Origin of the sequence: Ancylobacter tetraedralis (assembly GCF_014195655.1) — a bacterium.
GTDB classification, from domain to species: Bacteria; Pseudomonadota; Alphaproteobacteria; order Rhizobiales; family Xanthobacteraceae; genus Ancylobacter; species Ancylobacter tetraedralis.
This window is the reverse complement of the sequence record NZ_JACICD010000004.1, coordinates 326,408-340,778: the sequence shown is the minus strand read 5'-3', so window position 1 is coordinate 340,778 and position 14,371 is coordinate 326,408. Positions and strand designations below refer to the sequence as shown.

At 68.3% G+C, this 14,371-nt stretch carries 13 protein-coding genes; 10 read left to right on the top strand and 3 right to left on the bottom strand.

Annotated elements, in window-relative coordinates; genetic code table 11:
- Positions 1-17 precede the first annotated feature (17 nt).
- The 4 genes from FHS55_RS12635 (at position 18) to FHS55_RS12620 (ending at position 5,512) form a co-directional block, all read left to right on the top strand.
- Complete coding sequence (locus tag FHS55_RS12635; RefSeq protein ID WP_183190105.1) at positions 18-545, top strand: hypothetical protein; 528 nt, start codon at positions 18-20, stop codon at positions 543-545.
- 551 nt (positions 546-1,096) lie between these two features.
- A complete protein-coding gene (gene ilvD / locus FHS55_RS12630) occupies positions 1,097-2,932 on the top strand; it encodes a dihydroxy-acid dehydratase (RefSeq protein ID WP_183190104.1) in 1,836 nt (611 codons plus the stop codon).
- A gap of 77 nt (positions 2,933-3,009) precedes the next feature.
- Positions 3,010-3,318 carry an alkylphosphonate utilization protein gene (locus FHS55_RS12625; RefSeq protein ID WP_183190103.1) on the top strand — a complete coding sequence of 103 codons (309 nt, stop codon included), beginning with the start codon at positions 3,010-3,012 and terminating at the stop codon, positions 3,316-3,318.
- A 106-nt stretch (positions 3,319-3,424) separates the two neighbouring features.
- Positions 3,425-5,512 carry an ATP-dependent helicase gene (locus tag FHS55_RS12620; protein ID WP_183190296.1) on the top strand — a complete coding sequence of 696 codons (2,088 nt, stop codon included), beginning with the start codon at positions 3,425-3,427 and terminating at the stop codon, positions 5,510-5,512.
- A gap of 53 nt (positions 5,513-5,565) precedes the next feature.
- Here the strand turns inward: FHS55_RS12620 and FHS55_RS12615 are convergent, their stop codons facing one another.
- Complete coding sequence (locus tag FHS55_RS12615) at positions 5,566-5,793, bottom strand: helix-turn-helix domain-containing protein (protein ID WP_183190102.1); 228 nt, start codon at positions 5,791-5,793, stop codon at positions 5,566-5,568.
- 185 nt (positions 5,794-5,978) lie between these two features.
- Between FHS55_RS12615 and FHS55_RS12610 the strand changes: the two genes are divergently transcribed.
- Genes FHS55_RS12610 through mnhG form a run of 6 tightly spaced genes read left to right on the top strand, consistent with a single transcriptional unit; the run spans position 5,979 to position 11,987 of the window.
- Positions 5,979-8,897 (top strand): monovalent cation/H+ antiporter subunit A, encoded by a 2,919-nt coding sequence (locus tag FHS55_RS12610; protein WP_183190101.1) that lies wholly within the window; start codon positions 5,979-5,981, stop codon positions 8,895-8,897.
- A 4-nt stretch (positions 8,898-8,901) separates the two neighbouring features.
- Positions 8,902-9,243: a Na+/H+ antiporter subunit C gene (locus FHS55_RS12605; RefSeq protein WP_183190100.1), complete on the top strand. Its 342-nt coding sequence runs from the start codon at positions 8,902-8,904 to the stop codon at positions 9,241-9,243.
- Positions 9,244-9,245: 2 nt separating this feature from the next.
- Positions 9,246-10,856: a monovalent cation/H+ antiporter subunit D gene (locus FHS55_RS12600; protein WP_183190099.1), complete on the top strand. Its 1,611-nt coding sequence runs from the start codon at positions 9,246-9,248 to the stop codon at positions 10,854-10,856.
- The gene (locus FHS55_RS12595; protein ID WP_183190098.1) at positions 10,853-11,350 is read left to right on the top strand and encodes a Na+/H+ antiporter subunit E; all 498 of its coding nucleotides are present in this window, start codon (positions 10,853-10,855) and stop codon (positions 11,348-11,350) included. The genes FHS55_RS12600 and FHS55_RS12595 overlap by 4 nt, the downstream gene beginning before the upstream one ends.
- On the top strand, positions 11,347-11,628 hold the full coding sequence (locus FHS55_RS12590; protein ID WP_183190097.1) for a K+/H+ antiporter subunit F: 282 nt from the start codon (positions 11,347-11,349) through the stop codon (positions 11,626-11,628). The genes FHS55_RS12595 and FHS55_RS12590 overlap by 4 nt, the downstream gene beginning before the upstream one ends.
- A complete protein-coding gene (gene mnhG / locus FHS55_RS12585) occupies positions 11,625-11,987 on the top strand; it encodes a monovalent cation/H(+) antiporter subunit G (RefSeq protein ID WP_183190096.1) in 363 nt (120 codons plus the stop codon). The genes FHS55_RS12590 and mnhG overlap by 4 nt, the downstream gene beginning before the upstream one ends.
- A 70-nt stretch (positions 11,988-12,057) precedes the next feature.
- On the opposite strand, the gene FHS55_RS12580 is transcribed toward mnhG, so the two are convergent.
- A complete protein-coding gene (locus FHS55_RS12580) occupies positions 12,058-12,567 on the bottom strand; it encodes a GAF domain-containing protein (protein ID WP_183190095.1) in 510 nt (169 codons plus the stop codon).
- Positions 12,564-14,354, bottom strand: a complete 1,791-nt coding sequence (locus FHS55_RS12575) for a gamma-glutamyltransferase family protein (RefSeq protein WP_183190094.1) — start codon at positions 14,352-14,354, stop codon at positions 12,564-12,566. Before FHS55_RS12575 ends, FHS55_RS12580 begins: the two co-directional genes overlap by 4 nt.
- Between the last annotated feature and the right edge of the window lie 17 nt (positions 14,355-14,371).

Below are 14,371 nucleotides of genomic sequence, written 5' to 3'. Positions count from 1 at the left end.
TGCGTAGGAGCCGTGGTGTGAGCGCGTTCGGTCTCTTCATCGCCTCCGGGCCTCTGCGGCGGCTGGCGCGCACGCTTCCCCTCGTCGGCCTGCTGGCGGGAATGGTTGCCCCGCCCGCGCTCGCGCTCGACACGCGGCAGGCCGAGCGCGTCGTCGCGGTGCTCGAAGAACTGCACGAGGAAACCGGCGACACGGTCTATTTCGACGAGCAGGCGGCACTCGAATGGTATGAGCGCGACGAGCACGCCTCGCGGCGCATCGCGGCGGCGGGCTTCGACCGGCAGAGCTGGAAGGAAGCCTTCGACGAGACGCTGACCGGCTTCCTCGCCGCGGTGCCGCAGGCCGATATCGACCGGATGTTCGCGGCCTTCGACGACCATCTGGCGGCGACACCGCAGCTGACCGAACGGGAGAAGCGGCAGGCCGCCTCTATCTGGGAAGCCCAGCGCAGCAAGCTGCGCAGCATTCGCGCCGATGGTGCCCAGCATGCCACGCTGGTCGCGCCCTATGTCGGCCGCCTGAAACAGATCGCGGCGTCGCCGTGATCGGGATGGCCTGCCGCTTGATCCGGCAGGTCGGAGTGGCAGCCTTCCGCGCCGCCGGCCTTTCGAGGCCGGATTAAGGGGGGCGGTGCGGAAGGCTGCACTTCATCCGGTTCACCCCGCGGATGGACGGGCGCGGAGCTGCCGGGCCCCCACGTATCCCCGGCCATCACCTCGTCGGCGTCGACGGGCACGCAGGTCGGGCGCGCCGGGCGGAGTGGCGCGGAATGGCGTCATCCGCCGCCGCGTCATTCCGGCGCTCCCCGTTCATCCCCCAACACGGCCCCCAGGCCTCGTTTCCGTTCATCGATCCAGAAACGCCCACGCCCTGCTTCACGGAAATCAAGTGGCGGGCGACCCGTTGCCGCCCTGGCTGCGCGATTGAGGTGCCCGCCCACCGCCACCGCGGCCGTGCCAGCAAGCCGAAGCGGCATCGGGGGCAGAGCGCGGCTACCGCGCGTACCCGCGATCACGAGGTGCCGACCGGCCGGGCGAAACGGTTGCGCCGCGCGGTCTCTGGGCGCATAAGCGCGGCAAAGATTTGGAGGAATTCCATGCCGGCCTATCGCTCCCGCACCACCACCCACGGCCGCAACATGGCCGGCGCGCGCGGCCTCTGGCGCGCCACCGGCATGAAGGACGGCGACTTCGGCAAGCCCATCATCGCGGTGGTGAACTCGTTCACCCAGTTCGTGCCTGGCCATGTCCACCTGAAGGACCTCGGCCAACTGGTGGCGCGCGAGATCGAGGCGGCCGGCGGCGTCGCCAAGGAATTCAACACCATCGCGGTGGATGACGGCATCGCGATGGGCCATGACGGCATGCTCTATTCGCTGCCCTCGCGCGAACTCATCGCCGACAGCGTGGAATACATGGTCAACGCCCATTGCGCCGACGCCATGGTGTGCATCTCCAATTGCGACAAGATCACTCCCGGCATGCTGATGGCCTCGCTGCGCCTCAACATCCCGACCGTGTTCGTCTCCGGCGGCCCGATGGAAGCGGGCAAGGTCGTTCTCTCCTCCGGCAAGACCAAGGCGCTGGATCTCGTCGACGCCATGGTCGCCGCCGCCGACGACCGCGTGTCGGAAGAAGACGTGCAGGCCATCGAGCGCTCCGCCTGCCCGACCTGCGGCTCCTGCTCGGGCATGTTCACCGCCAATTCGATGAACTGCCTCACCGAGGCGCTCGGCCTCTCGCTGCCCGGCAATGGTTCGACGCTGGCGACCCATGCCGACCGCAAGCGGCTGTTCGTCGAGGCCGGCCACACCATCGTCGACCTCGCCCGCCGCTATTACGAGCAGGACGATTCCAGCATCCTGCCGCGTTCGGTGGCGAACTTCGCGGCCTTCGAGAACGCGATGACGCTGGACATCTCCATGGGCGGCTCCACCAACACGGTGCTGCACCTGCTCGCCGCCGCGCATGAGGGCGAGGTGCCCTTCACCATGGCCGACATCGACCGGCTGTCGCGCCGCGTGCCGGTGCTGTGCAAGGTCGCGCCCGCCGTCGGCGACGTGCACATGGAAGACGTCCACCGCGCCGGCGGAATCATGGGCATTCTGGGCGAACTCGACCGCGCCGGCCTCCTCGACACCTCGGTCGGCTCGGTCCACGCGCCGAGCCTTGCCGCCGCGCTCGACCACTGGGACGTCAAGCGCACCTCCAGCGCGGCGGTGCACGAATTCTTCCGCGCCGGGCCCGGCGGCGTGCCGACGCAGGTCGCGTTCAGCCAGTCCGCCCGCTTCGACGATGTCGACACCAACCGCGAGACGGGCGTGATCCGCGACGCGGCGCATGCCTTCTCGCGCGATGGTGGCCTCGCCGTGCTCTACGGCAACCTCGCCGAGGATGGCTGCATCGTGAAGACGGCGGGCGTCGACGAGAGCATCCTGACATTCACCGGCACCGCCCGCGTGTTCGAGAGCCAGGACGACGCGGTCTCCGCCATTCTCGGCAACCGGGTGAAGCCGGGCGACATCGTGCTGATCCGCTACGAGGGTCCGCGCGGCGGGCCGGGCATGCAGGAAATGCTCTATCCGACCAGCTATCTGAAGTCGAAGGGGCTCGGCAAGGCCTGCGCCCTCATCACCGACGGGCGCTTCTCCGGCGGCTCCTCGGGCCTGTCCATCGGCCATGTCTCGCCGGAAGCGGCCGAGGGCGGCGCGATCGGGCTGGTGCGCGAGGGCGACACGATCGAGATCGACATCCCGAACCGGCGCATCCACCTCGCCGTCGACGATGCCGAACTCGCCGCCCGCCGCGAGGAGCAGGAAGCCAATGGCTGGAAGCCGGCGGCCCCGCGCAAGCGCAACGTCACCAACGCGCTCCGGGCCTATGCCGCCTTCGCCACCAGCGCCGCCAAGGGTGCGGTGCGGCTGATTCCCTGACGCAACCTCCGGGCGGGACCCGCGCTCCGCCCGCCCACGCTCTCCGGCTGAAAAGCCCACCCCAAACGGAGGCCCGCATGGCCGACGGCGATGACGACTATGTCTATGACGAAGCCACCGGCGAGTGGCGCCCGGCCTCGGAAGTTGCGGCACAGGCCGCGGCAGCGGGAAAGGTCGAGGTGCGCGACGCCTCCGGCAATGTGCTGGCGGACGGGGATTCCGTGGTCCTCGTCAAGGACCTCAAGGTGAAGGGCGCCGGCCAGACACTGAAGCAGGGCACGGTGATCCGGAGCATTCGCCTCACCGACAACCCGGAAGAGATCGACTGCCGCTTCGAGGCGATCAAGGGACTGGTGCTGCGCACCGAATTCGTGCGCAAGCGCTGACCTCGCCGGAGGGAGGCGCCGCCCGCCCTCCCTCCGCTACGGTTGCGAACAAAACGGGAAACGTGCTCACTGTCGTTCCATCCGGTCGCCAGAGATTCGTTCGTTGATGCAGCCCGCCGCCTATCTCGACAAGCTGAACCCCCAGCAGCGGCAGGCGGTCGAGCACGGCGTCAAGGGGCCCGGCGCGATCGATGCCGGCCCGCTGCTGGTCATCGCCGGCGCGGGATCGGGCAAGACCAACACGCTCGCCCACCGCGTCGCCCATCTCATTGTCAACGGCGCCGATCCGCGCCGCATCCTGCTGCTCACCTTCTCGCGCCGGGCGGCGGCGGAAATGACGCGGCGCGTGGCACGCATCGCGTCCCATGTGCTCGGCCCCAATGCGTCCGTGCTGACCGAGGGGCTGAGCTGGGCGGGCACCTTCCACGGCATCGGCGCGCGCCTGCTGCGCGATTATGCCCCGCAGATCGGGCTCGATGCCAGCTTCACGATCCATGACCGGGAAGACAGCGCGGACCTGATGAACCTGGTCCGCCACGAACTCGGCTTCTCGCGCACCGAGAAGCGCTTTCCCGCCAAGGGCACGCTGGTTTCCATCTATTCGCGCGCGGTCAATGCCGAGCAGAAGCTGGAAGAGGTGATCGGCCGCTTCTTCCCCTGGGTGGCGGGGTGGAACGACGAATTGAAGGCGCTGTTCGCCGCCTATGTCGCGGCCAAACAGGCGCAGGGCGTGCTCGATTACGACGACCTGCTGCTCTACTGGGCGCAGATGATGGCGGAGCCGAGCCTCGCCGCCGACATTTCCGCCCGCTTCGACCATGTGCTGATCGACGAATATCAGGACACCAACAAGCTGCAGGCCTCCATCCTCCTCGGCCTGAAGCCGGACGGGCGCGGGCTCACCGTGGTGGGGGACGACGCACAGTCGATCTATTCGTTCCGCGCCGCCAGCATCCGCAACATCCTGGATTTTCCGGGCCATTTCAGCCCCCGCGCGGACACCATCATGCTGGAGCAGAACTATCGCTCCACCCAGCCCATTCTCGCCGCCGCCAATGCGGTGATCGACTTCGCCAGCGAGCGCTACGCCAAGAACCTGTGGTCCGAGCGCGCCTCCACCGAGCGCCCGCTACTGGTGAACGTGCGCGACGAGATCGAGCAGGCGAACTATGTCGCCACCCGCGTGCTGGAGCACCGCGAGGAAGGAATCGCGCTGAAATCACAGGCGGTGCTGTTCCGTGCCGCCCATCATTCGGGGCCGCTGGAGGTGGAGCTGACCCGCCGCAACATTCCGTTCGTGAAGTTCGGCGGCCTGAAATTCCTCGATTCCGCCCATGTAAAGGACGTGCTCGGCGTGCTGCGCTTCGCCGAGAACCCGCGCGATCGCGTCGCCGGCTTCCGCGTGCTCAAGCTTCTCAACGGGCTCGGCCCGGCCACCGCCGGACGCGTGCTCGACACGGTGGGATCGAGCGAGGCGCTGCTGCCGGCGCTGGAAGCCTTCGCGCCCCCGCGCGCCGCGGCGCAGGACTGGCCGGGCTTCCTGGAGCTGATGCGCGACCTGAAGTCCAAGCCAACTGGTGGGCCCGCCGGTTGGCCGGGCGAACTCGACCGCGTGCGCCAATGGTACGAGCCGGTGCTGGAGCGCCTTCACGAGGATGCGCAGAGCCGGCAGTCGGATCTCGTGCAGCTCGCCCAGATCGCCGCCACCTATCCCTCGCGCGCGCGCTTCCTTACCGAACTGACGCTGGATCCGCCGGACGCCACGAGCGACCATGCCGGCCCGCCCCATCTCGACGAGGACTATCTCATCCTCTCCACCATCCATTCCGCCAAGGGGCAGGAATGGAAGAAGGTGTTCGTGCTCAACGCCGTGGACGGGTGCATCCCGATCGACCTCGGCGTCGGTACCCGGGACGAGATCGAGGAAGAGCGCCGCCTGCTCTATGTCGCGATGACGCGCGCGCGCGACAGCCTGCACCTGATGCTGCCGCAGCGCTTCTTCACGCATGGTCAGGCGGCGCGCGGCGATCGCCACGTCTATGCCGCGCGCACCCGCTTCATTCCCCCGCGCATCCTCGGCCATTTCGCCGCCACGGCGTGGCCCCCGGCCGAAGCCGCCGCGCCCGCGCCACGCCCGGCCGAGACCGCACGGATCGATATCGGCGCACGCATGCGCGCCATGTGGAGCCAGTGAATGCCCGGCCGCGCCGGGGATCGCCATATGGATACAGCAAAGGCCTGCTAGGGTCAGCGGATACGAACGCCCGGCCCATGCTCGCCGGGCGGCAGCAGCATGATTCCCGCTTCCTGAAAGGTGCGAATGATCTGCGATTCCGTGCCGCGATGCAGACCATGGCGATGGCGCTCGAAATCACGAACCGTGCTGCGCGACACACCGGCGCGCACGGCCAGCAATTCCTGTGTCCAGTTCAGCAGCCCGCGTGCGGCGCGGCATTGTTCGGGCGCCAATTCCATGAGTTCAGCCTTGCCTCCAGATGAACAAATCAACCATAATGGGCGAAATCGCGCAAGACCCGCCCCAAACCCACCTTTGGAGCTGTTTCCGCTCAGGTGATGCCGCCTGACCGCCCGGAAATGGCCCCCATATCCGCCGATACACGATCCGCCGCGATCGTGCCCCAGGGAGGAACCCGATACCGATGCCTAACGACGCTCTCCTCCTCGCGGCCCTGGTCCTGCCCTTCGCGGGCAGCCTGCTGGCGGGGTTCCTCCCCACGCATGCCCGCAATCTCGCGGCCGCACTGGCGGGGAGCGTCGCGCTCATCGGCTGCGCCATCGTCGTCTGGCTCTATCGAAGCGTCGCCACCGATGTGCCGGTGCGTCTGCGCGCCGACTGGCTGCCCTCGCTCGGCCTGGATTTCACGCTGCGCATGGACGGGCTTTCCTGGCTGTTCGCACTGCTCATCTTCGGCATCGGCGCGCTGGTGGTGCTCTATGCGCGCTACTACATGTCGGCCGAAGATCCGGTTCCGCGCTTCTTCTCCTTCCTTCTGGCCTTCATGGGCTCGATGGTGGGCGTCGTCACCGCCGGCAACCTGATCCAGCTCGTGTTCTTCTGGGAACTGACGAGCCTGTTCTCATTCCTGCTCATCGGCTACTGGCACCATTCCGCGCAGGCCCGCGACGGCGCGCGCATGGCGCTCACCATCACCGCGGCGGGCGGGCTGTGCCTGTTCGTCGGCGTGCTGCTGATTGGCCGCATCGTCGGCAGCTATGAGCTGGACGAGGTGCTGGCCGCCCGCGACCTGCTCGACAACAGCAACCTCTATACCGTGGCGCTGGTGCTGATCCTGCTCGGCGCCTTCACCAAGAGCGCGCAGTTCCCGTTCCATTTCTGGCTGCCGCACGCCATGGCGGCACCGACCCCGGTCTCGGCCTATCTGCACTCGGCGACCATGGTGAAGGCGGGCATCTTCCTGCTGATCCGGCTGTGGCCCGTCATGGCCGGCACGGATGCCTGGTTCTATCTCGTCGTTCCCGCCGGTCTGGTGACATTGCTGCTCGGCGCCTATTCGGCGATCTTCCAGCAGGATCTGAAGGGTCTTCTCGCCTATTCCACCATCAGCCATCTCGGGCTGATCACGCTGCTGCTCGGCCTCGGCAGCCCGCTCGCGCTGGTCGCGGCCGTGTTCCACACGGTGAACCACGCCATCTTCAAGGCCTCGCTGTTCATGGCGGCGGGCATCATCGACCACGAGACCGGCACGCGCGACCTGCGCAAACTGAGCGGCCTGTACAAATACATGCCCTTCACCGCGACGCTGGCCATGGTGGCCGCCGCGGCCATGGCCGGCGTGCCTCTGCTCAACGGCTTCATTTCCAAGGAAATGTTCTTCGCCGAGGCGGTGGCGGACCATACCGGCTCGCTGCTGGACGACAGCCTGCCCTACTGGGCGACGCTGGCGGGCGTCTTCAGCGTCACCTATTCGCTGCGCTTCATCCTGGGCGTGTTCTTCGGCCCGCCGCCCAAGGACCTGCCGCACACGCCGCACGAGCCGGCGCACTGGATGCGCTTCCCCATCGAGTTCCTGGTGCTGATCTGCCTGCTCATCGGCATCGTGCCGAGCCTCACCGTCGGCCCGCTGCTGGCCACCGTGATGCGCTCCATCCTCGGCAGCGACATGCCCTATTACAGCCTGGCGCTGTGGCATGGATTCACGCTGCCGCTGTTCATGAGCCTGATCGCCCTGGCCGGCGGCGTGCTGCTCTATTTCCTGCTGCGCCCCTATCTCGACAGCGGCATCGAGGGGCCGCCGCTGGTGCGCGCGCTCAAGGGTCAGCGCATTTTCGAGAAGATCCTCACCACCATCTCGCTGCAATGGGCGCGGCGGGCGGAAGTCATGTTCGGCACGCGGCGCCTGCAGCCGCAGATGCGCATCGTCGTGCTGCTCGCCGTGCTGGCCGCGCTGTCACCGATCGTGCTGCAGGGCCTGCCCGGCAACGGCACGCTGGCCGGCACGCCGATCGAGCCCGGCTTCGCTCTGATGTGGCTGATCGGCATGGGCTGCGCGCTGGCCGCCGCCTATCAGGCCAAGTATCACCGCTTCGCCGCTCTGGTGCTGGTGGGCGGGGCGGGCCTCGTGACCTGCGTCACCTTCGTGTGGCTGTCGGCTCCCGACCTCGCCGTCACGCAACTGCTGGTCGAGATCGTCACCACCGTTCTGCTGCTGCTGGGCCTGCGCTGGCTGCCCAAGCGGATCGAGGATGTGTACCCGACGCGCCCGCCGCTCTCCACGCTCATCCGCCGCTATGTCGATTTCGGCATTGCCAGTGCCTTCGGCGGAATCCTCGCCTTCCTGTCCTACAGCCTGATGACCCGCCCGCTGCCCGAGAGCGTCTCGCGCTTCTTCGTCGAGCGCGCTTACACGGAAGGCGGCGGCACCAATGTGGTCAACGTGATCCTGGTGGATTTCCGCGGCTTCGACACGATGGGCGAGATCGTCGTCCTGTGCCTCGCCGCGCTCACCGTTTTCGCGCTGCTGCGCCGCTTCCGCCCCGCGCCGGAAAGCGTGGGCAGCCCCGAGCAGCAGCGCATCCAGGACGCCTATGACGATGCCGAGCCCGACCGCAAGCCGGGCGACACGGTGACGGACTACATGCTCATCCCCCGCCTCGTGATGAACTGGATGTTCCCCGTCATCGCCACCTTCGCGGTCTATCTGTTCATGCGCGGCCACGACCTGCCGGGCGGCGGCTTCGCGGCCGGCATCACGCTCTCTATCGCCTTCGTGGTGCAGTACATGGCGAGCGGAACGCGCTGGGTGGAGGACCATCTGCGCGTGCTGCCACTACGCTGGATGGGCCTTGGCATCATCACCTCGGCATCCACCGGCATCGGCTCGTGGTGGTTCGGCTACCCGTTCCTCACCTCGCATTTCCGCTATCTGGAACTGCCGCTCATCGGCAAGGTGCCGATGGCCAGCGCGCTGCTGTTCGACCTCGGCGTGTTCGCGCTGGTGGTCGGGGCGACCGTGCTCATCCTCATCGCGCTCGCCCACCAGTCCCTGCGAAGCAGCCGCGCGTCGCAGGCGGCGGAGGGAGGCGAGACGTGGAGGTGATGCAATGGAGATAATCCTCGCGATCGGCATCGGCGTGTTCGCCGCCTCCGGCGTGTGGCTGCTGCTGCGCCCGCGCACCTATCAGGTGATCATCGGCCTCTCGCTGATCTCCTATGCCGTGAACCTGTTCATCTTCAGCATGGGCCGCGTCAAGCTGCACGCCCCGCCGGTGCTGCAGCCGGGCACCGCGGGCGACCCGGCGGCGATGGCCGATCCGGTGCCCCAGGCGCTGGTACTGACCGCCATCGTCATCGGCTTCGCCATGACGGCGCTGCTGCTGGTCGTGCTGCTGGCGGCGCGCGGGCGCACGGGCACCGACCATGTCGACGGGCGGGAGGCGGACTGACGATGGATCCCATCAACCACATCGTCATCCTGCCGATCCTGCTGCCGCTCGTGGTCGGCGCCTTCATGCTGCTGTTCAGCGACCGCCGGCGCAGCATGAAGATCGCGCTCAGCGTTGGCACCACGCTGACCCTGCTCGTCGTGGCGATCGCGCTCGTCGCCATCGCCGGCACGCCCCATGGGGACCGCTGGTCCTCGCTCATCGTCTATCCCGTCGGCAACTGGCCGCCGCCCTTCGGCATCGTGCTGGTGGCGGACCGACTCTCCGCGCTGATGCTGCTGCTCACCGCCGTGCTGGCCAACGCGTCGCTGCTCTTCGCGCTGGCGCGCTGGCACGGCGCGGGGCCGCGCTTCTACACCCTGTTCCTGTTCCTGCTGGCGGGGCTCAACGGCGCCTTCCTTACCGGCGACCTGTTCAACCTGTTCGTGTTCTTCGAGATCCTGCTCGCCGCTTCCTACGGGCTGGTGCTGCACGGCTCGGGCACGGCGCGGGTGAAGGCGGGGCTCCACTATATCCCCATCAACCTCATCGCCTCCTCGCTCTTCCTCGTCGGCGTGAGCCTGATCTACGGCGTCACCGGCACGCTCAACATGGCCGATCTCGGCCGCACCGTGCCGACGCTGCCGGAGGATTCGCGCGTGCTGTTCGAGATCGGCGCGGCGATCCTGGGCATTGCCTTCCTGGTCAAGGCCGGGATGTGGCCGCTCAGCTTCTGGCTGCCCACCACCTATGCCGCCGCCTGCGCGCCGGTGGCGGCGATGTTCGCCATCATGACCAAGGTCGGCATCTATGTGATCCTGCGCCTGTTCCTGCTGGCGCTGGGCGACGAGGCCGGCGCGGTGGAGGATTTCGGCGCCGAGTGGCTGTATTTCGGCGGCATGGCGACCATCGCCTTCGGCGCCATCGGCGTGCTCGCCGCCCAGTCCATGCAGCGGCTCGGCGGCTATGCGGTGCTGGTGTCGTCCGGCACGCTGCTCGCCGCCATCGGCACCGGCAATAGCGCGGTGATTTCCGGCGCGCTCTATTATCTCGCGGTCTCCACCCTCACCATCGCCGCCTATTTTCTGCTGGTCGAACTCATCGAGCGCGGCCGCCAGGCCGGCGCCGACGTGCTGGCGGTGACGCAGGAAATGTTCGGCGACCCGGAGGAGGATATCGAGGAGGAGGACGACGAGATCGGCGTGGCCATTCCCGCCACCATCGCCGTGCTGGGCGGCGCCTTCGTCGCCTGCACCGCACTGCTCTCCGGCCTGCCGCCGCTCTCGGGCTTCATCGCCAAGTTCGCCATGCTCTCGGCGCTGATCAACGAGGCCGGCACCATCCCGGCGCGGCACTGGGCGCTGGTCATCCTGCTCATGGTCTCGGGCCTCGCCATGCTGATCGCCATGACCCGCACCGGCATTCGCACATTGTGGGTGCCGGACGAGATCGCCATTCCGCGCGTGCGCGCCATCGAGGCGATCCCGATCGGGCTGCTGCTGCTCCTGTGCGTGGCCATGACCGTGATGGGCGGGCCGACCATGCGCTACATGGAGGCCACCGCGCAGGTGCTCTACTGGCCGGCCATCTATGCCAATGACGTACTCGGCCCCGCCGCGGGAGGTCCGCGATGATCCGGCGCGTGCTGCCGCACCCTTTCCTGTTCGTCGCCCTGCTGGTCATGTGGCTGATGCTCAACCAGTCGCTCGCGCCCGGCACCTTCCTCTTCGGCGCGCTGGTCGCCTTCGGCGGCTCCTGGGCCATGGTGGCGCTGGACCCGCCAAAGGCGCGGCTGCGCCTGAGCCGCTTGCCGCCGGCCCTGCGGCTGGCCGGGCGCGTGCTGATCGACGTGTTCCGCTCCAATCTCGCGGTGGCGCGCATTATTCTCGGCGGCACCGAGCGGCGCACGCATTCCGGCTTCATGACGCTGCGGCTCGACCTGACCGACCGCTACGGGCTTGCCGTGCTCGCCATCATCATGACCTGCACGCCCGGCACGCAATGGGTGCATTACGACCCCGCGCGCGGCACGCTGCTTCTGCATGTGCTCGACCTCGTCGACGAGCGGGAATGGGCGAACCTGATCAAGCAGCGATACGAGACGCTGCTGCGGGAGATCTTCGAATGAGCGCTCACATCCTCGGCTGGTCCTTGACGCTGGCGCAGGTGCTGCTCGCCTTCGCCATGGGGTTGGCGGCGGTGCGTTTCGCGCGTGGCCCGCGTGCGCAGGACCGCGTCATCGGGCTCGACACCTTCTACGTCAACGCCATGCTGATGCTGGTCACGATCGGCATCCGCAGCGGCGTGACGCTCTATTTCGAGGCGGCGCTGATCATCGGCATGCTGGGCTTTGTCAGCACGGTCGCGCTGTCCAAGTTCCTCATGCGCGGCGAGGTGATCGAATGAACGAGGCACCCGACCTGCCGCTCTGGGCGGCCGTCCTCGTGTCGCTGCTGGTGGTCGCCGGGGCGGCGATCACGCTGATCGGCTCGGTCGGGCTGGTACGGCTGCCCGATTTCTACTCGCGGCTGCACGCGCCCTCGCTCGGCGCCACGCTGGGAACCGGCTGCATCCTGATCGGCTCCATGCTGTGCTTCGGCGTGCTGAGGGACCGGCTGCTGATCCACGAAGCACTCATCGCGCTGTTCATCACGATCACCACGCCGGTGACGATGATGCTGCTGGCCCGGGCCTCGCTCTATCGCGACCGCGTGGAGGGCAACAGGGCCGCCCCGGAACATGACCCGGAGCCGACCGAACCGTAGGCGCCCTGCCCGCTCGGATCATCGGCGCGGTGGACACGCGCGTCCACCGCGCCGGGCCATCGCTCGGCGCTCAAGGAGCCGACATTTCCGCGAGGCTGTCGCGATAGGCGGCAGACAGATAGGGCCCGAGGCTGACCGCAGCGTCGAGATGACGGGTGTCATAGGCGCCGGCCGCGTGGAGGATGTTCAGCGAGCCGAGCGTGCACCCCAGCGACACGATGGGCACGTTCAGGGTCGCGCCCAGCCCCAGGCTCTCGATCAACTCGAAATCCGCGGGGAAGGCCCAGCGCACGGCCGCCGGATCCGGACCGAGATACGGACGCCGCTCGCCCAGCACATGGCGACCCCAGGCGGTGGGGCCCAGCCTTTCCCGGCCGGATACGGGATAATGCGCGGGATCGGTGGTGTGGAGCCTCTGCACCTCCTCGCCATCCGGCGACAGCAGCAGCATGGTCAACAGCCCGAAGCCGATGCGCGCGCGGGCAACCGCCTCGACGGCGCGGAACATGTCCAGCGGCGCGCGGGCCGCCAGATGCGCCAGACCGAGCTGGCGATAATCGTCGGCTGTGATCATCATCATCGCCCGATCGCATAGCCCTGCATGAAGCGCGGCGTGGCTCCCGCGTGCAGCATGCCCCCGGAAATCGCGGCGGCGCAGACCCGGCCGAGTGCCCATGGCCCTTCGATCTTGAGCCGGTGTCCGCGCGCCGCCAGCCGCTCCAGCGTCTGCGGCGGAAAGCGGCTCTCGATCAGCAGTTCGCCCGGCGCGCGCGCGCGCGGATAGAACGAGGCCGGCCCGTGCCGGGTGTTGAACAGCGGCGCGTCGATCGCCGCCTGCAGGTTGAAGCGGTGGTGCAGATGCCGCAGCAGTACGGTCGAGGACCACTGGTCCTGCTGGTCGCCGCCCGGCGTGCCGAGCGCGAGCCACGGCTTTCCGTCACGCCCCACCATGGTCGGCGACAGGGTCGTGCGCGGGCGCTTGCCCGGCGCCAGCGCGGAGGTCAGCCGGCGGTCGAGCCAGAACATCTGCGCCCGGGTGGAGAGCGGAAAGCCAAGCTCCGGCACCACGGGCGAGCTTTGCAGCCAGCCCCCGCTCGGTGTCGCGGAGACGACATTGCCCCAGCGGTCGATAATGTCGAAATGCACCGTGTCGCCCTCCACCTCGGGAAGGTCGACAAAGGTCGGCTCGCCCATGCCGGGGCCGACCGGCGTCTCGCAGCCGGCCCGCTCCAGCAGCGCCGCAAGGCCGGCCTCGGCACCGGGAAGCGCGCCGGGGCGAATGTCGAGGGAAGCCTCCCGGCCGATCAGCCGGCGGCGCTCGGCGTTGTACTCGTCCGACAGCAGCACATCGAGCGGCACCTCGACGAAGTTGGGATCCCCGTAGAAGACGTCGCGGTCGGCCATGGCGAGCTTGGTGCACTCGGTGATGAGGTGCACGTAATCGTCGCCCAGCGGGTCCATCGCGGCGATGTCGTAGCCCTTGAGCAAGGCCAGCATCTGCAGGAAAACCGGCCCCTGCCCCCACGGGCCGGTCTTGTAGACGCGCGCGCCGGCATAGTCATAGGAGACGGGGCGCTCATAGCTGGCCTGCCAGCCCGCCATGTCGTCACCCGTCAGCAGCCCGCTATGCTTGCGCCCGCTCGTGTCCATGAGCGCGTTCTCGCGATAGAAGCCGTCGATCGCCTCCGCCACGAACCCGCGATAGAACGCGTTCCGCGCCGCCTCGATCTGGGCGACACGGTCGCCGCCGGCGGCCTTTGCCTCATCGCAGATACGCCGATAGGTGTCGCCGATGGCCGGCGTGCGGAAGAGTGCATCCGGGGTGGGCCGGCGCCCGCCCGGCAGCCACACCTGCGCCGAGGTCGGCCATTCCGTGCGGAAGAACTCTTCCACGGCATGGATCGCCTGCACCGCGCGGCGCACCAGCGGAAAGCCCTCCCGGGCGTAGAAGATCGCCGGCTCCAGAACGGTCTCCAGATCCAGCGTGCCGTGGTCGCGCAGCAACAGCATCCAGGCGTCGAACGAGCCCGGCACCACGGCCGGCAGCAGGCCGGTGCCCGGGACGAGACGCAGGCCGAGCCCCTCGAAATGCTCGATCGTGGCGGCGGCCGGCGCCACGCCCTGCCCGCACAGAACCTGCGGCTCGTCCTCGCCCTGCTTCCAGAACAGGATCGGCACCTCGCCGCCCGGCCCGTTCAGGTGCGGCTCGACGATCTGCAGCACGAAGCCGGTGGCCACCGCCGCGTCGAACGCATTGCCGCCGCGCTCGAGGATCGACATGCCGACCGCCGAGGCGATCCAGTGCGTGCTGGTGACGACGCCGAAAGTGCCCTTGATCTCGGGGCGGGTGGTGAAGGGATTTTCCATGTCGGCTTGCTTCTCGC